This is a genomic window from Desulfurobacterium indicum, from assembly GCF_001968985.1.
Taxonomy (GTDB): domain Bacteria; phylum Aquificota; class Aquificia; order Desulfurobacteriales; family Desulfurobacteriaceae; genus Desulfurobacterium_A; species Desulfurobacterium_A indicum.
On record NZ_MOEN01000017.1, the window covers coordinates 1 to 22,329 of the forward strand.

The 22,329-nt window shown below is 38.9% G+C and carries 23 protein-coding genes and 2 tRNA genes; 16 read left to right on the forward strand and 9 right to left on the reverse strand.

Annotated elements, in window-relative coordinates:
- Positions 1-349 precede the first annotated feature (349 nt).
- From pstC to BLW93_RS05305, 4 genes are all read left to right on the forward strand, one after another.
- Entirely contained in the window at positions 350-1,288 is a 939-nt protein-coding gene (pstC, locus tag BLW93_RS05290; protein WP_076713059.1) for a phosphate ABC transporter permease subunit PstC, read from the forward strand.
- Positions 1,288-2,130, forward strand: coding sequence for a phosphate ABC transporter permease PstA (gene pstA / locus BLW93_RS05295; protein WP_076713060.1), 843 nt, complete (start codon positions 1,288-1,290; stop codon positions 2,128-2,130). Before pstC ends, pstA begins: the two co-directional genes overlap by 1 nt.
- A gap of 15 nt (positions 2,131-2,145) precedes the next feature.
- Positions 2,146-2,925, forward strand: coding sequence for a phosphate ABC transporter ATP-binding protein PstB (gene pstB, locus BLW93_RS05300; protein WP_245791998.1), 780 nt, complete (start codon positions 2,146-2,148; stop codon positions 2,923-2,925).
- Positions 2,926-3,031: 106 nt separating this feature from the next.
- Positions 3,032-3,331 carry a succinate dehydrogenase/fumarate reductase transmembrane subunit gene (locus BLW93_RS05305; RefSeq protein WP_076713061.1) on the forward strand — a complete coding sequence of 100 codons (300 nt, stop codon included), beginning with the start codon at positions 3,032-3,034 and terminating at the stop codon, positions 3,329-3,331.
- On the opposite strand, the gene BLW93_RS09045 is transcribed toward BLW93_RS05305, so the two are convergent.
- The 3 genes from BLW93_RS09045 to BLW93_RS05315 all read right to left on the reverse strand — a co-directional run bounded on the left by BLW93_RS09045 (position 3,332) and on the right by BLW93_RS05315 (position 6,440).
- Entirely contained in the window at positions 3,332-3,424 is a 93-nt protein-coding gene (locus tag BLW93_RS09045) for a helix-turn-helix domain-containing protein (RefSeq protein ID WP_158025381.1), read from the reverse strand.
- A gap of 471 nt (positions 3,425-3,895) precedes the next feature.
- Positions 3,896-5,224, reverse strand: a complete 1,329-nt coding sequence (gene tig / locus BLW93_RS05310) for a trigger factor (RefSeq protein WP_076713062.1) — start codon at positions 5,222-5,224, stop codon at positions 3,896-3,898.
- Between the two features lie 13 nt (positions 5,225-5,237).
- Positions 5,238-6,440: an argininosuccinate synthase gene (locus BLW93_RS05315; RefSeq protein ID WP_076713063.1), complete on the reverse strand. Its 1,203-nt coding sequence runs from the start codon at positions 6,438-6,440 to the stop codon at positions 5,238-5,240.
- A 95-nt stretch (positions 6,441-6,535) separates the two neighbouring features.
- Between BLW93_RS05315 and BLW93_RS05320 the strand changes: the two genes are divergently transcribed.
- From BLW93_RS05320 to BLW93_RS05370, 11 genes are all read left to right on the forward strand, one after another.
- Positions 6,536-6,612: transfer RNA gene (locus BLW93_RS05320), tRNA-Met, on the forward strand.
- Positions 6,613-6,633: 21 nt separating this feature from the next.
- Positions 6,634-7,971: a tRNA lysidine(34) synthetase TilS gene (tilS, locus tag BLW93_RS05325; protein ID WP_076713064.1), complete on the forward strand. Its 1,338-nt coding sequence runs from the start codon at positions 6,634-6,636 to the stop codon at positions 7,969-7,971.
- Positions 7,940-8,455, forward strand: coding sequence for a hypoxanthine phosphoribosyltransferase (hpt, locus tag BLW93_RS05330; protein ID WP_076713065.1), 516 nt, complete (start codon positions 7,940-7,942; stop codon positions 8,453-8,455). Before tilS ends, hpt begins: the two co-directional genes overlap by 32 nt.
- Positions 8,456-8,465: 10 nt before the next feature.
- Positions 8,466-10,352, forward strand: coding sequence for an ATP-dependent zinc metalloprotease FtsH (ftsH, locus tag BLW93_RS05335; RefSeq protein WP_076713066.1), 1,887 nt, complete (start codon positions 8,466-8,468; stop codon positions 10,350-10,352).
- Positions 10,353-10,362: 10 nt separating this feature from the next.
- Positions 10,363-10,923: a GTP cyclohydrolase I FolE gene (folE, locus tag BLW93_RS05340; protein ID WP_173790646.1), complete on the forward strand. Its 561-nt coding sequence runs from the start codon at positions 10,363-10,365 to the stop codon at positions 10,921-10,923.
- The gene (locus BLW93_RS05345) at positions 10,920-11,726 is read left to right on the forward strand and encodes a tetratricopeptide repeat protein (protein ID WP_076713067.1); all 807 of its coding nucleotides are present in this window, start codon (positions 10,920-10,922) and stop codon (positions 11,724-11,726) included. The genes folE and BLW93_RS05345 overlap by 4 nt, the downstream gene beginning before the upstream one ends.
- Complete coding sequence (locus tag BLW93_RS05350; protein ID WP_076713068.1) at positions 11,710-12,513, forward strand: hypothetical protein; 804 nt, start codon at positions 11,710-11,712, stop codon at positions 12,511-12,513. The genes BLW93_RS05345 and BLW93_RS05350 overlap by 17 nt, the downstream gene beginning before the upstream one ends.
- Positions 12,514-12,547: 34 nt before the next feature.
- Positions 12,548-13,450: a GAF domain-containing protein gene (locus BLW93_RS05355; RefSeq protein WP_076713069.1), complete on the forward strand. Its 903-nt coding sequence runs from the start codon at positions 12,548-12,550 to the stop codon at positions 13,448-13,450.
- 22 nt (positions 13,451-13,472) lie between these two features.
- Positions 13,473-13,549 (forward strand) — tRNA-Arg (locus BLW93_RS05360).
- A gap of 70 nt (positions 13,550-13,619) precedes the next feature.
- Complete coding sequence (locus BLW93_RS05365; protein WP_076713070.1) at positions 13,620-14,096, forward strand: nucleoside deaminase; 477 nt, start codon at positions 13,620-13,622, stop codon at positions 14,094-14,096.
- Positions 14,097-14,127: 31 nt separating this feature from the next.
- Positions 14,128-15,288, forward strand: a complete 1,161-nt coding sequence (locus BLW93_RS05370; RefSeq protein WP_076713071.1) for a pyridoxal-phosphate-dependent aminotransferase family protein — start codon at positions 14,128-14,130, stop codon at positions 15,286-15,288.
- 26 nt (positions 15,289-15,314) lie between these two features.
- On the opposite strand, the gene BLW93_RS05375 is transcribed toward BLW93_RS05370, so the two are convergent.
- Genes BLW93_RS05375 through dapA form a run of 6 tightly spaced genes read right to left on the reverse strand, consistent with a single transcriptional unit; the run spans position 15,315 to position 21,161 of the window.
- Complete coding sequence (locus tag BLW93_RS05375; protein ID WP_076713072.1) at positions 15,315-16,529, reverse strand: homocysteine biosynthesis protein; 1,215 nt, start codon at positions 16,527-16,529, stop codon at positions 15,315-15,317.
- Positions 16,530-16,542: 13 nt separating this feature from the next.
- Positions 16,543-17,838, reverse strand: coding sequence for a 30S ribosomal protein S12 methylthiotransferase RimO (gene rimO / locus BLW93_RS05380; RefSeq protein WP_076713073.1), 1,296 nt, complete (start codon positions 17,836-17,838; stop codon positions 16,543-16,545).
- Complete coding sequence (gene hisA / locus BLW93_RS05385) at positions 17,835-18,563, reverse strand: 1-(5-phosphoribosyl)-5-[(5-phosphoribosylamino)methylideneamino]imidazole-4-carboxamide isomerase (RefSeq protein ID WP_076713074.1); 729 nt, start codon at positions 18,561-18,563, stop codon at positions 17,835-17,837. The genes rimO and hisA overlap by 4 nt, the downstream gene beginning before the upstream one ends.
- A 10-nt stretch (positions 18,564-18,573) precedes the next feature.
- Entirely contained in the window at positions 18,574-19,356 is a 783-nt protein-coding gene (dapB, locus tag BLW93_RS05390; RefSeq protein ID WP_076713075.1) for a 4-hydroxy-tetrahydrodipicolinate reductase, read from the reverse strand.
- Positions 19,356-20,288 carry a protoglobin domain-containing protein gene (locus BLW93_RS05395; RefSeq protein ID WP_076713076.1) on the reverse strand — a complete coding sequence of 311 codons (933 nt, stop codon included), beginning with the start codon at positions 20,286-20,288 and terminating at the stop codon, positions 19,356-19,358. The genes dapB and BLW93_RS05395 overlap by 1 nt, the downstream gene beginning before the upstream one ends.
- On the reverse strand, positions 20,289-21,161 hold the full coding sequence (dapA, locus tag BLW93_RS05400) for a 4-hydroxy-tetrahydrodipicolinate synthase (protein WP_076713077.1): 873 nt from the start codon (positions 21,159-21,161) through the stop codon (positions 20,289-20,291).
- Positions 21,162-21,265: 104 nt separating this feature from the next.
- Here dapA and thrC point away from each other — a divergent pair, with 104 nt between their 5' ends.
- Positions 21,266-22,327, forward strand: coding sequence for a threonine synthase (gene thrC, locus BLW93_RS05405; RefSeq protein ID WP_076713078.1), 1,062 nt, complete (start codon positions 21,266-21,268; stop codon positions 22,325-22,327).
- The last annotated feature ends 2 nt before the right edge of the window (positions 22,328-22,329 follow it).

Here is a 22,329-nt window from a genome sequence, read left to right on the forward strand (position 1 = left end):
TGAGGCTAAGGAAGAACTTCAGGATATGTTCTCCAGGAGGTACTCCTAATGGTTTACACAAAATTATTGACACAACCTCAAAATTTAATTTTGATTTTTGGGAGTAGCATACAATAGAGCTTTCATAACAAATCTACCGACTCTTTTTGCAAAGTCAAAGCAAAGGGTATGCTATAGAGAAATGAGGAATAACTCTGATAGCACTATGGAAAAAACAAAGTGTATAACAAACAATACTTTGATTACTTGGCATAAAAGCACTTTTTTCTTAACATTTAGCGCATAGAATTTTATAAAGCGACTTGATATACTATTCATGCAGGAAAGCTTATTGTCCAAGAGAGGATAGATGAAAGGAAAAGGCAAGCTTTACTTAGGCGATAGGGTGTTTCAGATATTAGCTTTTTTATCAACATTAATAATTGTTGTATCTCTTTTTGCTATTGGTATAACGCTATACAAAGAAGCTGCTCCTGCCATTCATAAATTTGGGATTATTAACTTTATAAAATCTCCTAATTGGAATCCACCAATGGATGAATTTGGTGGACTACCAGCAATCTATGGAACAATTGTCAGTACTATTATTTCTATTGTTCTTTCAGTTCCCGTAGCAATTGGAATTGCTATCTTTTTAACAGAAATAGCTCCAAACAGACTAAAATCACCAATCGGTATAGCAATAGAGCTTTTGGCAGCAATTCCGAGTATTATCTACGGTATGTGGGGGCTTTTCTATTTTGCTCCAGTAGTTAGAGACTACATCCAACCTGTAATACACGCCACACTTGGCAAACTTCCCATCGTTGGCCCTTGGTTTTCCGGATTCACTCCCGGAATAGGATTGTTCACAGCCTCTTTAGTTCTTGCTGTTATGATTCTACCTTTTACCGCGGCAATAGCAAGAGACTCTTTTAATATGGTTCCACCTATTTTGAAGGAATCGGCCTATGCGTTAGGTGCGACAAAGTGGGACGTGATGAAGGATGTTGTTCTGCCCTATGCAAAGCTTGGGGTAATTGGCGGTATTATCCTATCTCTGGGTAGAGCCATGGGAGAAACCATGGCGGTAACTTTTGTAATGGGAAATCAGCCAGTAATTCCGCAATCGATACTTCAACCTGCCACATCAATTACGGTAACTCTGGCAAATGAATTTGCTGAAGCGGACACGAAGATATATCTGTCAAGCCTATTCCTGCTTGCTCTTATTCTGTTTGTTATGAGTTTTATCGTGATAGCTATAGGAAAGTTTCTCTTCCTCAAGAAAGTTGAGAGAGGTAAATAGTGGACGCTTTTAAAAGGAGAAAAATCGTTAACAACATTGTTCTTATATTTTCAACATTTGCGGCAATATTTGGGATATTATGGCTTATTTGGATACTGGGAACTCTAATATATAAAGGCGGTTCCACTCTTTCGTGGGAAGTGTTCGTCGGAAATCCTCCTGCACCAGGGGACAATACTGGCGGATTGAAACATGCAATAATAGGGCAATTTCTAATAGTTTCCATTGCTGTTGTAATTGGTGTTCCAATAGGTATTCTTGCTGGGACTTTCCTTTCCGAATACGGGAAAAATAGCAGACTTGCAAACATCGTAAGAGATATCTCTGATATCTTAATGAGTGTTCCTTCTATAGTTATAGGTACATTTGTTTATGCCATTTTGGTTGAACCTTTCGGACACTTTATGGGTATTTCCGGTTCCGTAGCACTCGCAATTATGATGCTTCCTATAATAGTTAGGACAACTGACGATATGCTAAACATGGTTCCGGGGGAGCTGAGAGAAGCAGCATATGCTCTCGGTGCCACCAAGTCGAAAGTAATTACATCGGTTGTTTATAAAGGTGCCATAACGGGTATCATAACAGGTGTAATACTTGCTGTTGCAAGGATTGGTGGAGAAACGGCCCCACTTCTCTTTACATCTTTTAACAACAACTTCCTAACGTATAATGTCTTCCAACCTATGGCATCACTTACTGTAACAATGTATGATTATGCAATGAGTCCTTATCAATATTGGCAAAAACTTGCCTGGGCAGCAGCCATAATACTTACATTCGGTGTTCTTGCTTTAAACTTGATAGGTCGTGCCATAGCAAAATGGAAATTTAAAAAATAGTAACCGGAGGTCATTTTGAGTTATATAGCTGATATAACAGAACCGGCAAAAATAGAAGTTAAAAATTTGAACTTTTACTACGGTGACAAACATGCTCTTAAAAACATCTCGTTCAAAGTGCCAGAGCTAAAAGTTACAGCACTTATCGGACCTTCCGGATGTGGGAAAACAACATTGTTAAGGTGTTTTAACAGGATGCATGACCTTTATCCTGGGAACAGATATGAAGGAGAAATAATTTTTGACGGAATAAACATTCTGGACAAAAATATAGACCTTATAAGATTAAGAAGCCGTGTCGGTATGGTTTTCCAGAAGCCTACTGCATTTCCGATGAGTATATTCGATAACGTAGCCTACGGTTTGAAGCTGAAAGGAATAAAAAATAAAACAGAACTTGCTGACAGAGTTGAAAAAGCATTAAAAGATGCTGCTCTGTGGGAAGAGGTAAAGGACAGACTAAACCAACCTGCGTCCGGACTTTCCGGTGGACAGCAGCAAAGGTTATGTATAGCAAGAGCAATAGCCGTTGAACCAGAAGTTCTGCTATTTGACGAACCAACATCGGCACTTGACCCTATTTCAACTATGAAAATTGAGGAACTTATAGCCTCACTCAGGGGAAGATTGACAATTCTTATAGTAACTCATAATATGCAACAAGCTGCAAGAGTTTCTGATTACACTGCATTTATGTATATGGGAGAGCTTATTGAATTTAATAAGACAGATCAAATATTTGTTAAACCTCACGAAAAACTCACCGAAGATTATATTACTGGACGTTTCGGTTAATTTTAAAAAGGCGTGTGTCTTTTTTTAAAACTTTAATGAAAGTTGCACTTTTAGAAAACAATAAATATATTTATATTCGCAGTATAGATTAATTACGGAGATTCTCATGAGAGCCGAAAAATTTTTTTATTCTCTTCACATGATTACAGCTATAATTATTCCTGTTTTTGTTTTGATTCACCTGCTTGTAATGCATACACCTTTTTCGTTTGCATATGCTCTGTATCCTTCTTGTCCGTATGCCTTCTGCCTTTTCGTAACAGCAATGGTTTATCACGGTATGTATGGAATACGAGGATGGTTTGTTGAAAAAATGGGACAGATAAAGATAGCTGATATTGCATTTGTCATTATAGGTGTTTTTTTATGCATCCTCCTTAATGGTTCAATTTTAGGATACTGGTAATTATATTTTTGGAATCTTAATGTCATATTTCTTTATTTTATAATCTATTTGCTTTAGTATTATTCCTAATAGGCGTGCTGCTTTTGTTAGCAATATCCAATCTTTTTTAAATCATCTTGGTAGTATTTCATCAATTTCCATAGATTTTAGAAGTTGAAAAGGCCACTAAAGAAAAAGGTTACCATGAGAGACACAAAACTCTCTAATAGATGGTAAGAGAGATACTAAAAGAATTTACAAAACAACTTTTGAAAAGATAATTCTGGAAGAAATGGAAATGTATCCTGAGGAAAATACCCATGCAAGAAGGTAATACTTACTACGAATCTCTCAAGGAGATATTTTCTGGAACCAATTTTCAGCATTTTCCTGAGGAAAAGGAATGTTATGAGGTTACTTTGATATTCGCTGAAGGAAATGATAATTTATGTTCATAGGTTCTACCTTTATTTTGTCGATTATCAATGTTGCAGATTAAAAATTACGTAACAATCCATTTAGTTAATAGCAATTTAGGAAAAATATTGAATAAAAAAGCCCCTCCTTTGAAAGGGGCTTTTTTTATTAAGAGGAAATTTGCTCTGCCGGATTTGAAGATTCATCTTTCTTATTCTCTTCAGTAGCTTCCATTTCTTCAATTTCAGCAAGCTCAATAAGCTTATCTAGAGCTTTCTGTCTCAAAACATCCTGTCTTACCATCGGGAGAAGGCCTCTCTCTTCAAGAGACTGCCTTGCAAGAACGGTATCTCCGCCGAAAGCCATATCGGCTAGCCTTTCTATTTCTTTTTCTACATCTTCATCTGTTACTTCCAGTCCTTCAAGTTCAGCTACCTTTTCAAGTAAAAGTTTAACCTTAACAGTTTTTTCTGCCGTAGGTTTAACCATTTCTGCTATTGTTTGCGGAGAAATCTGCTTAACATCAACGCCGAACTGAGCTAATCTCATTATCTGATTCTCAGCCTGAGCCTGAATCTCCATCTTAAGCAGAGATATAGGAACAGGAATCTCTACCTTTTTAAGAAGTTCTTCTATTATCTTATCTTCAACTTCTTCCTGCTGCCTGTCAGCTTCCGCCTTTTCAAGATCTTCTCTGATTTTTTTCTTGAGATCTTCTACAGACTCGGCTCCAAACTTTCTGGCAAATTCGTCATTAAGCTCGGGAAGTTTTTTAGCTTTAACAGATAAAATTTTAAACTTAAGAGTAATGTTCTTTCCGGCTGCATCACCATACTTTTCGTCTTCGGCAGCTTTAAAAGAAACTTCTCCCTCATCTCCTTTCTTTTTACCTATCAAGGCTTCATCTACTTCAGGCCACAACTGATTTTCACCTATAACGGCAACAACACTACCACTATTTTCATTACCATCAATAACTGCAGTATATTCAAGCTCAACAAGGTCGCCTTTCTCTATAGGTCTGTCAACTTCTTCAAACTTTGCTTCCCTGTTTAAAAGAGACTCCACAACCTTATCAACATCTTCGTCCGTTATCTTCCTTACTGTTTTAGTGACCTTAATACTTTCGTAATCTTCCGGCTTAATATCTATTTCCGGTTTAACTTCAAAAACAATAACACAATCAAGCGCATTGTTCTTATCATCAAAATTAAGTTCCTCTATCAAAGGTTCAGATATTACGGTCAAACCTACATCTTTTATAGCTTTGTCAAGTTCCTCAGGAACAAGAGCTCTAACAAGATTTTCTTCTATGAGATCTTTATACTGCTTTTTTATTATGTTTATAGGTGCTTTCCCGGGTCTGAAACCTGGAATCTTCGCACTTTTCCTTATCTCTTTACAAATTGCGTTAACTTCCTTCTCAACTCTCTCAGGCTCAAAAGACATTTTAGCCTCGTAAACAACTCCCTCTCTCTTATTTAACGTGCAAGCCATCTATAATTCCTCCTTAAGATTTTCTTCTAACTCTTCCGGCAACTTTTAAAGGCAAACTCCATACTTTCGTAAATGCAGCACCTGCCTTATGATCAAACGCATCTTTTGGACTGTATGTCGCCAGATCTTCAAGGTACATAGAATTCTCGGCATTCCTTCCTACAACAGTAGCGTTTCCTTTGTAAAGTTTAAATCTCACCTTACCCGTTATAAGCTTTGCGATGTTGTTATTAAAAGCATCAAGAGACTCTCTCAATGTAGTAAACCATAAACCGTTATAAACAACCTCTGCGTAAGGATGTCTGACGTGAGTAATCTTATAGTGATACGTAAATCTGTCAAGGACAACACTTTCCAGCTCATCATAAGCTCTTATAAGTATAAGTCCGGCAGGAGATTCATAAACCTCTCTCGTTTTGATTCCCACCAGTCTGTTTTCAACCATATCTATTCTTCCAAACCCGTGTTTTCCGGCAATTTCATTTAAATCCCATACAAGTTTCCAAAGCTCGGAATAGTTTTTACCGTTAATGGCAATCGGTATTCCTTCTTTGAATTCAATCTCTACATACTCTGGTTCATCAGGCGCTTTAAGTGGAGATACTGTAAGGACAAAGGCGTCTTCTGGAGGTTCTGTTTCAAGATCCTCAAGAGGACCAGACTCTATCGCAACCCCCCATAAGTTTCTGTCATAAGAATAAGGTTTTTCCTTTGTGGCTACAACTGGAATTCCATGTTTTGCGGCATATTCAATCTCTTCGTTTCTTGATTTAAACTCCCACTCTCTAACAGGTGCAAGAACTTCAATATCAGGATCAAGTGCCCAGACAGAAGCTTCAAATCTTACCTGGTCGTTTCCTTTTCCGGTTGAACCGTGAGCAACGTAATCCGCACCAACTTTATGAGCAAGTTCAACAAGTTTTTTGGCTATGAGAGGTCTTGATAGAGCGGAAAGCAAAGGATATTTACCCTCATAAAGAGCACCTGCTCTCATCAAAGGCATACAGTATTCCCTTACAAACTCTTCTTTAATATCATCTATAACCGCCTCAACAGCACCAGCCATTTTTGCCTTTGGTTCTATTTCGGAAAGTTCTTCACCCTGTCCCACATCTGCCGTGTAAGTTATAACCTCAAATCCCCTATCTGTCAGCCATCTTACTATTACAGACGTATCAAGGCCACCTGAATAAGCCAGAACTACTCTCTTTCCCACAATCGCCTCCATAATTCAATGGTAGATGGTGAATTTTATACAAAATTCGTTGACATTTAAAGGCAGAATATCTATATTTGAAGCCATCAAAAAGTGGCGACGTGGCTCAGGTGGTTAGAGCGGGCGGCTCATACCCGCCAGGTCGGTGGTTCGACTCCACCCGTCGCCACCAAATATCCTTCCGTCAGGAATAATGAAAATAGAAGAGAAAGTCCTCTCTACCATTAAAAGGTTTTCTCTACTAAAACCTAACGAAACTGTTCTCTGTGCCGTTTCCGGAGGACCTGATTCGATTGCCCTGCTCCACATACTAAAAGCGCTATCCAAAAGATTAAAAGTCAACCTCCATGCTGCTCATTTCAATCACGGTCTGAGAGATTCCGAAGCTGATGAAGATGAAAATTTTGTAAAAAGCATCTGCAAAGAATTATTCATACCTCTCATCGTAGGCAAAGAAAATATCAAAAAACTGTCAGGTGGGAAAAATATAGAAGCTGTTGCTAGAAAAGAGAGATACAGTTTCTTACAGGAAACCGCGAAAAAGATAAAAGCTGATAAAATAGCTCTCGGACATACCGCTTCCGACCTGTGTGAAACCGTTATTTTCAATATGACAAAAGGGAGTGGAATAAAAGGATTAAGAGGATTTCTTCCAAAGAGGAAAAACATAATAAGACCTCTCTTTGAAGTGTCCAGGGAGGAAGTTGAAAACTATCTAAAAAACCACAATATTCCGTTTAGAATAGATTCTTCGAATTTCAATATAAAATTTTCAAGGAATTTAATAAGATTGAAAGTGATACCCTACCTTAAGAAAATAAATCCGTCACTGGAAGAAACTATTTTAAGAGAAACACAAACACTAAGAGAACTGGAAGAATTTATCACAGAAACCGTAAACTCAATTCTGAAGAATTGTATTCTAACTCAAAACACCTTCTCAATACAACTAGAAAATCTACTTCCACTGCATTCCTTCATTAAAAAAGCCGTTATTCAGGAAGCATTTCTAAAACTTACAGGAGAATCATTAAATACAAAAAAATTAAGTGCCGTAATTAACCTGCTGAAAAGCCATAAAAGTGGCAGTATTGACCTTAAAAACTCTTTCAAAGCTATAAAAACACAAGATGTTCTTATAATTAAAAAAGAAGAAAAACAGCAAGTTCATTTCAAGATTCCCATAGTAACAATTCCTTCTGAAATAGAAACACCTTCTGGAACTTTCAAATTTGAAAACACCAAAGATGGAGATTTCGTATTCCCTGAAGATGAACTAAAAAAAGGATTGTTCATAAAAACAAGAGAAGGTGGAGAGTGGTTATCACTTCCTTTTGGAAGGAAAAAGCTAAAAAAATTCTTAAACGAGAAAAAAATTCCGTTTCATCTGAGAAACAGAATACCTCTGCTTACAACAGACGAAAATGAAGTGATATGGATTCCAGGTCTCTACAAAAAAACATATATTAAGGAAAGCAAAAGAAAAGTATTCGTGAGGTATGAAGGTGGAATTAAAGATTTTGATAAATGAGAACGAACTGAAAGAGAGATTAAAAACACTGGGAAGAGAAATTTCCGAAGCCTTCAATGGTGAAAAAGTAACAGCTGTGTGTATATTAAAAGGTGCTTTCATGTTTACAGCTGACCTTATAAGAGAAATGGAAACAGAAGTAGAAGTTGAATTTATGAGAATTAAAAGCTACGACGGTATGAAAAAGAAAGTCGATAAACTCCTTTATGATGTGGAATGCGACATAAAAGGTAAGAACGTGCTGATCATAGATGATATACTTGATACTGGCGGTTCTCTAAAATTTGCGACGAAAGAACTGAGGAAGAGGAAACCGGCGCGGATGAAAACCTGCGTCCTACTTGAAAAAGAAAGGAAAAAAGACTTTAAAGCAGACTTTGTAGGATTTAAAATACCTGATAAGTTTGTTGTCGGATACGGACTCGATATAAATGAATTATATAGAGACTTACCCTACATTGCAGTAGTAGAAAACAACAACTGAGGAGTGTAAGATGAATCGGTTTCAGGATATTTTGAAAAGCGTAGCATTATGGATAACAATAGCCCTTATTATGATAATAGCTTTCAACTTTTTCAGTTCCCCTCAATTTACAAGGAAAAACATTCCGTTTTCCACATTCCTCCAGGAAGTTGAAAAAGGTGAAGTTAAAAAAGTAACAATAAAAGGGCAGCAAATCACAGGCGTTACAAAAGAGGGAAAGGAATTTGAAACATACGCACCTTACTATCCTGATCTCGTTAAACAACTGACAGAAAAGAAGGTTGAAATAAACGTTAAGCCGGAAGAAGGGAGTCCCTGGTATATAACGGTTTTGGTATCCTGGCTCCCGATGATATTCCTAATTGTTATATGGATAAGCATGATGAGACAGATGAACGCAGGAGGAAGTAAAGCTCTCTCTTTTGCGAAAAGTAGGGCGAAGATATTCATAGACAACAAGCCTAAAGTAACATTCAAAGACGTTGCAGGCATTGACGAAATTAAAGAAGAAGTGGCGGAAATCGTTGAATTCCTGAGAAATCCAAAAAAATACCAGCAACTTGGTGGAAAAATTCCAAAAGGCATCCTCTTAGCAGGAGCTCCTGGGACAGGTAAAACATTGCTTGCAAAAGCAATAGCAGGCGAAGCTAACGTTCCATTCCTCTCCGTCAGTGGTTCAGAATTCGTAGAAATGTTTGTTGGTGTAGGTGCATCAAGGGTAAGAGATCTCTTCGATCAGGCAAAGAAAAACGCTCCGTGTATAGTATTTATCGACGAAATTGACGCGGTCGGAAGAAAAAGAGGTGCAGGATTCACAGGCGGGCATGACGAAAGAGAACAAACGCTTAACCAGCTACTTGTAGAAATGGACGGTTTTGAAAGTAACGAAGGAATCATCGTAATTGGTGCAACAAACAGACCGGACATTCTTGATAGAGCATTGCTAAGGCCCGGAAGATTTGACAGACAGATCTATGTTCCTCTTCCTGATGTAAAAGGAAGACTTGAAATCCTGAAAATTCACACAAGGAACAAACCTCTTGCGGAAGACGTTGACCTTGAAGTTATCGCCCGTTCAACACCAGGATTCTCAGGAGCTGATCTTGCAAATATAGTTAATGAAGCAGCGCTAATAGCAGCCAGAAAAGGGCATGGGAAGATAATGATGGAAGACTTTGAAGAAGCAAAAGATAAAGTGACAATGGGAATTGAAAGAAAGAGCATGGTTCTAAGTGAGAGGGAAAAGATAACAACTGCTTACCACGAAGCTGGCCATACACTTGTAGCAAAACTCCTGCCAAATGCAGATAGAGTCCACAAAGTAACGATAATACCCCGCGGAAAAGCTCTTGGAATCACGCAACAGTTACCGGAAGACGACAAATACACTTACACCAAAGAATACCTCCTTGACAAACTGTGTGTTCTCTTCGGAGGAAGGGTGGCTGAAGAAGTAGCCCTTGGAACAATCTCAACAGGTGCCGGCAACGACATAGAGAGAGCTACTGAAATTGCAAGAAAGATGGTTGCAGAGTGGGGAATGAGCGACAAAATAGGCCCCATTGCCATAAAGATGAAAGAGCAGTTAGGTGAGCCTACCGAAATAGTAAGTGAAGATCTCAAAAGACTTGTTGATAAAGAAGTTAAAAGAATAGTTACCGAAACTTACCAGAAAGCAAAAGAACTGATAACGAACAACTTAGAAAAACTTGAAAACCTTGCTAAAGCTCTTCTTGAAAGGGAAACTTTAACCGGTGAAGAGATAGATCTTGCGATGAACGGAGAACTCAAAAACGACAAAAAACCACCCGAAAATCCGGCACCACCACAAAATAGTGATAAAAAAGAAGGGGAAAGAGACATACCACCGGGATTCAACCCTCAACTTGAAATGTAGTGGAGGAAAAGTGATAGATAAGGAAAGAATAAAAAAAGCTGTAAGAGAAATCCTGATTGCTATCGGAGAAGATCCGGACAGAGAAGGGCTGAAAGATACACCAAAACGTGTTGCTAACATGTATGAAGAAATCTTAGCCGGTTATGAAGACTCTCCAGAAAACCACTCGGTCCTGTTCAGCGAAAAGTATGATGAAATGATAATCGTTAAAGACATTCCTTTTTTTTCAATGTGCGAACATCACATGCTTCCGTTTTTCGGAAAGATACACATAGCCTACATACCGAGTGAAGAAAAGGTAACAGGTCTCTCAAAACTCGCCAGAATAGCTGATGTTTACGCAAAGAGACTCCAGCTTCAGGAAAGAATGACGGAACAGATCGCCGATGCCATCATGGAAAAGTTCAATGCAAAAGGTGTAATGGTAATTGTTGAGGCTCAGCATCTTTGCATGATAATGAGAGGAGCTAAAAAGCCAGGCTCATTTACCATTACGAGTGCAATTAAAGGTATATTAAGAAACGAGCCTACAAGAACTGAAGCACTATTTTTAATAAAGGATAGGAAATGAAAAGACTACTGTTAGCAGTAATACCTGCAGTAATAACATCTTCCTGTATAACAGGCACTCCTCAGGAGAAGGGAAAACCAGCAATAGCTCCACCTATTCAGGAAACTCAAGTTTTATCAAGGAAGGAAAAGGCTGAAGGATTCTATAAAATAGGTGTCTCTTATCTGCAACTCGGAGACATTCCCCTTGCACTTAAATACCTTTTTAAGGCAAAAGATTTAAATCCAGATGATCCAAAAATTTATAACATGATAGGGTATACGTTTTATGTTAGAGGTGACACAAAATCAGCAATAAAATATATACATAAAGCTCTTGATATTGATTCTAACTTTTCTGAAGCCTACATGAATTTAGCAACAATAGCTGAAGGCGAAGGTAATTTAAAAGAGGCAAAAAAATATTATCTTAAAGCACTTTCCAATCCTTTATTCCTAAAACCAGAAGTTGCTTACTATAAACTGGCACTAATAGAAGAAAAGGAAGGAAATCTTAAAAAAGCTCAGAGATACCTTAACCTTGCCATAAGAAACAATCTTGATTTTGCACCTGCTTACGTAAAACTTGGTGAAATCCTTCAAAAGGAAGGAAGAATAGAAGATGCAAAACTTCTCTATTATCAGATAATAAAACGCTTTCCTAACATACAGGAGGTTTACTATCGCCTTGGCATTATCTATTTAAATGAAAAAAATATACCACTTGCAAAAAAATTCCTGATAAAATGTTATAAATTAAATCCCGACTCAAAATGGGGCATAAAAGCTCAAGAGGTGATAGTAAAGTATGGCTTTAAAGAATAAACTTTTAATAGTCATAGGAATATTTACAGGTATAATAGTTGCATTTATTGCGGCTGTTTTTCTGTTTCTATATAAACCTTCATTTTTTCTTTCACTTATATTCGGAAAAGAAGAAATTCCAATTGTTAAAAAAGAAGAAAACACCACTCTGACGCAAAAAGAGCTTTACAGACTTGAAGAAGTTGTTACAAAGAATTTAGTAGAAATCAAAGAAGGGATAGCCCTTCATCCCGCTGTTGTTTTAAAGGTTACACAGAATGGAAATCAAACAGATGCTTATATACTAACGATATCAGAACTTGAATGGCCCTTTATAAAAACTTTAATAAGAGGAGGCATAACACTTGATAAAGTAAAACAGGTTTACAAGTGTGGCAATATTTACCTTATAGACTATGACATAACAGGTATGTGGGTTCCATCTGTGAAAGCCGGACCTTTTATTGATAAAGGAGTTATTGTTCCGGGAATAGACAACGGAGAACCTATAATAATGCCATTTTACGGAAATTGCACGCAAACTTCAGGATTAGTTTTCAATAACTTTGGAGATTTTGCCGGCGTATGCGTTACAGGAAAATTTGTTCCTTCAGATTTTATCGAAACTCTAAATCCATCAACATGTATTCCTCTCCTTCATCCTGAAAATGAAACAGAGAATGCCACAGGAAGCGTAACAAATTCAACAACCGCCACTGTCCCAACATTAAACAGGACAAACATCACTACAGGAAATAATATTACACAAAACGGAACAACGAACCAGGATTCCACAGAAGAAAAATAATATAATAATTTACACATCCTATTGAGGAATATTTATGAAAAGCTTTGAGAAAGACATTGAGTATTTTGAAAGCTTAATATCTGAAGGAGAAATATTAGAAGCCACCGAATTTGGACTTAAATTACTAAACAAATACCCCGACAATTCAGTACTTCTGGATAAAGTTGTAGATTTCCTTTTCAAGGTGGGAAAAGGGAAAAACGCAATTAACCTTATATTGTCTCTGTCTCAAAAGAAGCTAAAAGAAGGTTACATTGAAAGTGCAGAATCACTTCTAAAAAAAGGATTAAAGTATGAACCCTATAATATTAGAATCAGGAAACTGCTATCACTAATATACGAAGAGAAGGGACTTTTGTATGAAAGTTTCAGAATAATCTTTGAAGGATGGAAAAATTGCCGGAATATTCAGGAAAAAAACGAAATGCGGAAAGAGATGATACTGAAACTTGAAAAACTAATAAGCACGGCAGAAGAGCTCAAGAAAAAAAATGTAGAAAATTTACTTATCTATTTTGCCAACCTCGCCCGAAAAACATTAAAAGCTGATAGATGCAGCCTATACCTTTTTAACAATAAAAAAAACGAACTATGGACAAAATTGGCTCACGGTGTAGAAAAGATAATTATCCCGGCCGATAGAGGGTTTGCAGGATATACGTTCAAAACCGGTACCCCGGTTATATCAAACAATCCATATGATGATAAAAGATTCTACAGGGATATAGACCAACAAACAGGTTACAGGACAGAAAACATAGCCACGGTGCCGATGTTCGGGAAAAATGAGAAAGTAATCGGCGTATTTCAGGCGTTGAACAAAAAGGGAGGATTCTCCAGGGATGATGTTGCATTTCTATCATTCTTGGCAGAATATTTTGCCACAATAATAGATGATTTTAACTTTGAAAAGAACTTGCAACAGAACACCAATTGAATATATTTTAGCTTTGACTAACGCGCCCGTAGCTCAACTGGATAGAGCGTGGGACTACGGATCCCAAGGTTGCGGGTTCGACTCCTGCCGGGCGCGCCACTTCTCATCCCTTTCCTTTGAACCTTATCAATCATAAATTTTCTCCAAATCCCCCTAAAAGGAATCTATAATGAAAAGTGACGTTGTATTTATACTTGAAGCACTAAAAGAAGCAGAAAAGGCATACAGATATGGGGAGGTTCCCATAGGTGCTGTGATTGTAAAAGATAACCAAATTATAGGAAGAGGCTTTAACCGAAAAGAATTTCTCCAAAAACCGACAGCCCATGCAGAAATCATTGCTATAGAGGAAGCTTCAAGAAAATTAAATTCCTGGAGATTAAATGATTGCACGTTATACTCAACGGTAGAGCCGTGCATAATGTGCTGCGGTGCCATAATTCAGGCAAGAGTAAAAAAGGTGGTCTATTCTGTACCGGATCCAAAATTTGGCGGGATTGAAAGCCTGTTTTCAACGCTTTCCCATCCGAAAGCAAACCATCAGGTTGAAACGGTAAAGATTTACATCCCGGAAGTGGAAACGTTGATGAAAGATTTCTTCAAAAATTTAAGAGAGAAAAAAATGGGTATAATTTCTAACCGATGAAATAAAAAATTTAAAACAAAAGGAGGCCGCTTTGAAACCGATTAAAACGAGACTGCTGACTCCGGGACCTACAATAGTTCCCGAAAGGGTTCTTCAGGCGATGTCAACTCACACGCTATACCACCGCTCTCCGGAATTTAAAACCATTTTCTCTGAAACAATAGAAAGACTTAAGAGGTTTTTCAGAACTGAAAGAGACACGCTCGTTCTGACCGCTTCCGGAACAGGTGCAATGGAAGCAGCCGTTGCCAACCTGTTCGCTCCCGGTGACAGCGCCGTTGTCGTGGTAGGCGGAAAGTTCGGAAAAAGGTGGAAAGAGCTCTGCGAAGCGTTTGGCGTCAAACCTGTAGTAATAGAACTTGAATGGGGAAAAGCGGTAAAGGTTGAAGATATAAAGGAAGCAATAGAGAAAAACCCAAACGTAAAGGGTGTTTTTATCCAGATATGCGAAACATCAACAGGTGTTTACAACGATGTAAGGGCGATAGGTGAAATTACATCAAAATATGATGATGTGATATTAGTTGCCGATGGTATAACGGCCTTTGGAGTTTACGACATCCCAGTTGATGACTGGAATATAGACGTTGCTATAACAGGTTCCCAAAAAGCTCTAATGACACCGCCCGGGCTTGCCGTCATTTCTCTTAACGAAAAGGCTAAAAAGCGTCTGGAAAGGGAAAGGAGTGTTTACTACTTTGACCTTGCAAAAGAGATTAAAAATCAGGCAAAGGGGCAAACTGCATACACACCAGCTGTAAATCTTATAGTGGGACTAAATGAAGCGCTAAAAATGATAGAGGAAGAAGGACTTGAAAATGTTGCCGAAAGGCACCGCATACTGGCAATGTGTGCAAGAGAAGGAATAAAAGCCTTAGGACTTGAACTTTTATCAGAAGTGCCGGCAAACGGAGTAACAGCTGTAAAGGTTCCTGAAGGTATAGACGGACAGAAGCTCGTTTCATGGATAAGGGAAAAGTTCGGAATCGTCATAGCTGGTGGACAGGATCACCTAAAAGGAAAAATATTCAGACTCTCTCACATGGGATACGTTGACATCTTTGATCTCTTAACAGAACTTGAAGCTGTCGAATTTGCCCTGACAAGGATGGGATACAGGATAGAGTATGGAATATCTGTGAAAGCAGCAATGGATACATTTATAAGAGCCGTTCATAAAAGACCAGTTTAACAACAAAGGGGCTTTGGAGCCCCATATCATTTTCTCTCCTCATACTCAATCTTTACATCCGGCTTTGGCGCCGGAAGTCTTTCTGCAGGCCTTGAAATTTCAAACCTCCCCTCTTTTATCCACTCCTTCAGAATGTTTGCTATCTCCCTTGCTTTGTAGTAGGAAGAGAGAGGACAGGTTTGAATCTTTTTGCCGTTTATCTCTATCTGTCCCTTCCTCAAGTCACCGTAATTAACATAAGCTATCGGATTAACCGCTTCACCGCTTGGATAATCGGAGGAGTAGTCATAAACAGGTGCTAGTATTTCGGAATCTTTAACGGAAGTGTAAAAAGCTATTCTCTCATTAAGTATAGGTATGGGAATCCCGATCCCGACAAAGAGAGAAACACCATAGCCAATAATTGAAGCAGCCCTTATGAAATTGGTGCTCATCTGCTTCATGTCGCCGACAGTCATTATGGTACCGCTTCCCTCAACGGGCTGTCCTTTCTTTGTTCTCCTTACACCGAATGGTGCATGCTGAGTTCCATGAAACGCAATATATCCAATGCCACCGCCCAGGAATATCCGCGTCCCGATACCTATTGTTTCAAAAAACGGATCATTGAGAAGCGGGCTCAACTGTCCGGCACTTGAGTATGTGGCATTTCCCATGTTTGGACGAAGTATTCCCATATAAGTATAAATCGTTCTGGAAGATTTATTAACTGCAACGTTATAGTTCTGATAGCAGTTCCTTGGATTGCACAAAATAGCGTCTCGCACGGTTTTTATGTTAATAATTTTTTTGATTTCTCTCCTTGGATAACAATCTGTGCCGTAAGCATAGGCTTCAAGCTCTATATCCTCACCTGCTATCAATTCTTCGATAACGTGTGCACCACCGTACTCAAACCTACCAGGATAAACCTCGTTTCGAGGATCATTTTCAGGAAGGGCACTTGCTCCAATATAAAGATCAACAGCAGCAAGGGCACCATAGGCAGGAACACCATTAAGGTAGATCTCTTCCATCTTCATTTTAGGCCTTGTATGACCTACATTTAAAAAGGCACCGGATGAACACATCGCACCAAATGTTCCTGTAGTAACGACATCCACTTCTTCGGCTGCCTTTACAACGCCCATTTCTTCAACAATTTCAATCATCTCTTCGGCGGTTACAACAACCGCTTCGCCCTGCCTTATTTTTTCGTTTATCTCTTCATAGGTTTTATTAACCTTAAACTGTTCTTCCATGTTTCTTCTCCATTTACTCAATCGGTTCGGCGATAAGGTCAACATTACTGGCAAGTGCGGTTATTTTTGCATCTACAAACGTTCCAGGGGGATAATTACCCTTTAAGTAAACTATTCCGTCCACTTCGTACGCATTTCTATAGCCTCTTGCCTCAACATAACCTTCCATATCGTCAGCCGGACCGTCAACGATAAGTCTCATCTCTTTCCCGATAAATTTTCTGTTATTCTCTTCAAAAATAGAATACTGAACTTCTTCTAAAAGGTTGAGCCTTGAATCTTTAACATCTTCTGGGAGATCTCCCATATTATAGGCAGCTGTTCCCTCTTCACTTGAATATTTGAAAAAACCAACCCAATCAAGTTTTTTCTCTTTCAAAAATTCAACAAGCTTTTCAAAATCCTCTTCCGTCTCAGAAGGAAAGCCTACAATAAACGTGCTCCTCAATGCAACATCGGGAATCCTTGTTCTTATCTTATCTATAAGTTCATCTATATATTTGCGAAAATATTTTCTTCCCATTGAAAGCAAAACCTTATCCGTAACATGCTGAAACGGAACATCAAGATAGTGAAGAACTTTTTTGCTATCAGCAATATAATCTATCAACTCATCGGTAATGTGAGATGGATAGGTGTACATAAGTCTTATCCACTCAATTCCTTCAACCGTTTCAAGCTTTTTCAAAAGCTTCAGCAAACCGTTTTTCTCCTTCTTATCCATACCGTAGGCAGTTGTATCCTGAGCTATAATGTAAAGTTCTTTAACGCCTTTCTCGGCAAGAAACCTTGCCTCTTCAATAATCTCTTCCTCTGGACGACTCCTGTAAGGCCCCCTTATAAGGGGAATAGCGCAGTAGGTACAGTTGTTTGAACATCCTTCAGCAATCTTAAGATAGGCTATATGGGAAGGCGTAAGAATATGCCTGTAAAGAAATGGTTTTTCAGGTTGAAACTGTCTATCAAGTATCTTATCAACACTCCTCTCAAGTTCGTCAACACCTATAAAAACATCTACTTCTGGAAGCTCTTTTTTAAGTTCATCTCTGTATCTCTGATAGAGACATCCCGCAACAACAACCTTTTTCTCAGGATCTCTTTTCTTCTCTTCTATGGCCGTTAGTATCTCGTCTATGGATTCTTCCTTGGCAGGTGTTATAAATCCGCAGGTATTAACGATAATGATGTCCGCATCCTCAAGGTTATCAACAAAAAGCACATCTCCTGTAGCCTTTAAAAGACCTACTATATGCTCGGTATCAACCAGATTTTTGGGACATCCAAGACTTATAACGGCAACCTTTTTCATAAATCACCTTTCAGCTTTTTTATAACCGATTCAAAATCTATCGCACCCTCGTAAAGTGCCTTTCCCGTAATAGCACCAACCACATTCGGAATTCTGGAAAGACGAATAACATCATCTTCCGTAGCAATACCGCCGGAAGCTATAACAGGCTTCCTAACACTCTTTGCAAAGTTAGAAACTTCTTCAAAGTTTGGTCCCTCAAGAGTTCCGTCTCTTGAAATATCGGTGTAAACAAATCCCCAGATAGAGAGACTCTCGTACCTTTTAGCAAAATCAACCGCTTTTAGATCCGTTTTCTCCACCCATCCCCTCGTTGTCATAAAACCGTCTTTGGCATCAACGCCTAAAACCACGCCGCCCGGAAAAGATTCAACCATCTCAAGGAAAAGTTCTGGATTTTCAACAGCAACAGTTCCAAGGATAATTCTGTCAATACCTATATCTTTTAAAGCCTTTACGGCATCTATGGTTCTGACTCCTCCACCAAATTGAACAGGAATGGAAAGCCTTTTAATAATTTCTTCAACTATCCTGATATTTGCCGGAACACCGTTAAAAGCTCCGTCAAGATCAACAACATGAAGCCTTGTTGCACCTTTGTCCTGCCACAACATTGCCGCATCAACAGGATTGTCAAAGTATTCCTTTATCGCATCGGCCCTTCCCTTGTAGAGCCTTACACACTTACCACCTTTTATGTCAACTGCAGGAATAAGTTCAAACATCTATCCTCCCTTAAATACCAAGAATATCGAACATAGTGTAAAGACCTGCTGGTCTTCCATAAATCCACTTTGCAGCTTCAACAGCACCTTTAGCAAAAGTCTCTCTGCTTGTGGCTCTGTGGGTTAGCTCTATCCTCTCACCGGGAGCGGCAAAAAAGACCGTATGGTCTCCAACCACATCTCCCATCCTGGCTGCAAGGATACCTATCTCTTCAGGTTTCCTCTCTCCGACAAAACCTTTCCTACCGTAAACAGCAACGTCTTCAAGCCTTCTACCAATTGCCTCTGCTATAACTTCAGCGAGTCTCATAGCGGTTCCAGAAGGTGCATCCTTTTTAAATCTGTGATGGATTTCAAAAATCTCTATGTCATAACCTTTATTCTTCAACGCTTTTGCAACTTCACCGACGAATTTAAAGAGTATGTTCACCCCGAGGCTCATATTCGGTGAAAAGACTATCGGAATATCTCGGGCTGCTTTCTTTATCTCTTCAATTTCTTCGGGTTTAAATCCGGTCGTCCCTATAACAAGTGCAACATTATTCTTTTTGGCTTCTTTTAACAATTCAAGAGTAGCAGACGGAACAGTAAAATCTATTACCACATCAGGTTTATTGGAAATTTCGGAAAGTGATGAAACAAACACAAGTTTATCATCAAAAGATTTCCCTATAAGTGGGGAACCCGGTTTCTCAAGAACTCCAGCAAGTTCCATGTTATCTTCAGCCTTAATAAGAGAAGAAATCAGCCTTCCCATTCTTCCGTTGGCACCGTTAACCGCCACTTTTACCATCAATCACCTCTCTTATACTCAAACCATTTAACAATACCGTAAACAATACCAAGAATAAGAATCAACGCACCTATACCAAGTTTAAACGAAACAGGTTTCGTATGTTCAAGGGAAAGAACAAGTGCTTCACGAATAGTAGCTGCAAGGGCAACACTAACAAATGCACTGACTGCAAGTTCTCCACCCATCATGAATTTTATCTCACTGTTTAGGAGTTCTAAAACAGTCCAAAGAATAAGTAGATCACCAAGGGCAGATATGAGACCGTGAGAAAGATCTCCGTGGAAGAAATGGATAACATCCATAACAAAGAGACCTGCTACCACAATGCCAAGAACCATTAAACCCAGAATAATTGCAACATCCATAACAAAGGCAAACTTTTTGGTGAACCTTATAACAAACTTCTCGGCAGGATCAGCTTCAATAAATGTTCTCATTTCATGATCTATGTAGAAAGAAAGCATAACAGAAAGATGAAGGTCAAGAAGTTTTGAGAGGGAACGGGTATATTCCTCTATAAGAGTGCACCCTTCTCCTTTCTGTTCAACAAGCACTTTAACAATTCTCTTAGTGCAAAAACGCCTCACAAAGTTCATCATAGCAACGATAAGATTTGTAGGGATTCCGAGGTCAGCATGAACCTTGGCAATTCTCAGTATGTAAGTGAGATACTCTGAATCGTACTTACCCGAAAAGAGTTGCTCATACCAGTGAATAACTTCATCCTTTATCTTTTTAAAATCATCTTCCGAAATGTATTTTGAAGCCTCATCATACTTCAAAAGCTGGTTGAAAAAAGCTTCTGCAAATTCATCCTTAAAAGAGATAAGCATATGACCAATTTCTTTAAGGTTATCGACATCCTTTTTCCGAAGCTCAAACTGATAGAGGAGACGCTCCATATCTGAATAACTTATCTGAACACCCATTTAGAGCACCCCCTTCTCTTTTAAGACTTTTCTTATAATCTCTTCTTTCTCCGGCGTTGTCAGACAGAGAGGTAATCTGAACTCCTTCTCCATTCTTCCCATCATTGAAAGAGCCGTTTTAACAGGAATAGGATTGGTATCAACAAACATCGTTTTGTGAAGAGGATAAAGCTCTAAATGGAGCTTCCTTGCCTCATCAATATTGCCTTTTACAAAGGCTCTATACATTTTTACCATTCTATCTGGGACAATGTTTGCCGTAACAGAAATTACACCTTTTCCACCAACGGCAAGCAACGGATAAAACGTAAGATCATCACCTGATAGAACCTCTATTTTATCACCACAAAGGTTAACAATTTCGGTTGCGACATTCGTACTTCCTGTAGCCTCTTTAATTGCAACAACGTTTTCTATAACTGACAACCTTGCAACCGTTTCCGGTAGCATGTTAACCCCAGTTCTACCAGGAACGTTGTATAGAACAATTGGGATATCCACGGCTTCAGCAATTGCCTTAAAATGACGATAAAGACCTTCCTGATTAGGCTTATTGTAGTAAGGTGTAATAAGGAGTGCTCCATCAGCACCCGCTTCTTTTGCGTAAGCTGTAAGCTCTATCGCTTCCTTGGTAGAGTTAGAACCTGTACCAGCTATAACTTTGGCTCTTCCTTTTACCTGATCAATGGTAATAGCTATAACCTCTTCATGCTCTTCATAGGAAAGAGTGGCGGATTCCCCTGTCGTTCCACAGGGAACGATACCGTTCACACCGCTTTCTATAAGAAACTCTATATGCTCCCTCAACGCCTTTTCATCAACCTTTCCATCTTTAAAAGGTGTAGGTATGGCAACATATATTCCTTCAAACATTACCGCCTCTGAAAATTAAAGCTTACTGGAATTTTAACAAATATGGAGTTTTTATATAATTCACTTCTGGAGCTAAATGGCCTTTAAAACGGAGGTATAATTAGATGAAACTGTGGAGAGGAGTAATAGAAGAATTCAGAGAATTTCTACCTGTAACGGAAAAGACACCGGTTATAACACTAAGAGAAGGAAACACCCCTTTAATAGAAGCGGATAACTTAGCTACCGCAATCAATCCCGACATTAAAATATACCTCAAATATGAAGGGCTGAACCCGACAGGCTCTTTTAAAGACAGAGGAATGACCATGGCTGTCTCAAAAGCCATGGAAGACGGAGCAAAAGCGGTAATATGTGCCTCTACCGGAAACACGTCTGCTGCAGCCGCAGCGTATGCTGCCAAAGCAGGTATAAAGGCGGTAGTTTTAATCCCTGAAGGGAAAATAGCCCTCGGAAAACTATCCCAGGCAGTTATGTATGGTGCCGAAGTAATCCAAATAAAAGGAAACTTCGACGAAGCTCTTGATATAGTGAGAGATATAGGGGGAGATTATCCCATAACAATTGTAAACTCAATCAACCCCTACAGACTTCAAGGACAAAAGACAGCCGCTTTTGAAATATGTGAACAACTCGGGAAAGCACCTGATTTTCATTTTATCCCTGTCGGTAACGCAGGTAACATAACAGCTTATTGGATGGGATACAAAGAATACTTCGAAGCAGGTAAAGTTAACTCAAAGCCAAAGATGTGCGGCTGGCAGGCAGCAGGTGCAGCACCAATCGTTCTTGGACATCCTGTTAAAAATCCCGAAACGATAGCAACAGCTATTCGTATAGGAAATCCAGCCAGTTGGGAGGGAGCTGTAAATGCAGCGAAAGAATCTGGCGGTTTCATAGATATGGTAACTGACGAAGAGATTCTTGAAGCGTACAGATTGGTTGCAAGAACGGAAGGTATATTCTGCGAACCTGCCTCTGCAGCATCAATAGCAGGCGTAATCAAAGCCAACAGAGAGAAAAAACTTTTTTCAAAAGGTGATGTTATTGTCTGCACGTTAACTGGCCACGGTCTTAAAGATCCCGATACGGCTATGTCAATGGGTGTAAAACCGGTTACATTACCTGCTGATGAGAGAGAGATAGTTAAATATTTAGGATTTTAAAA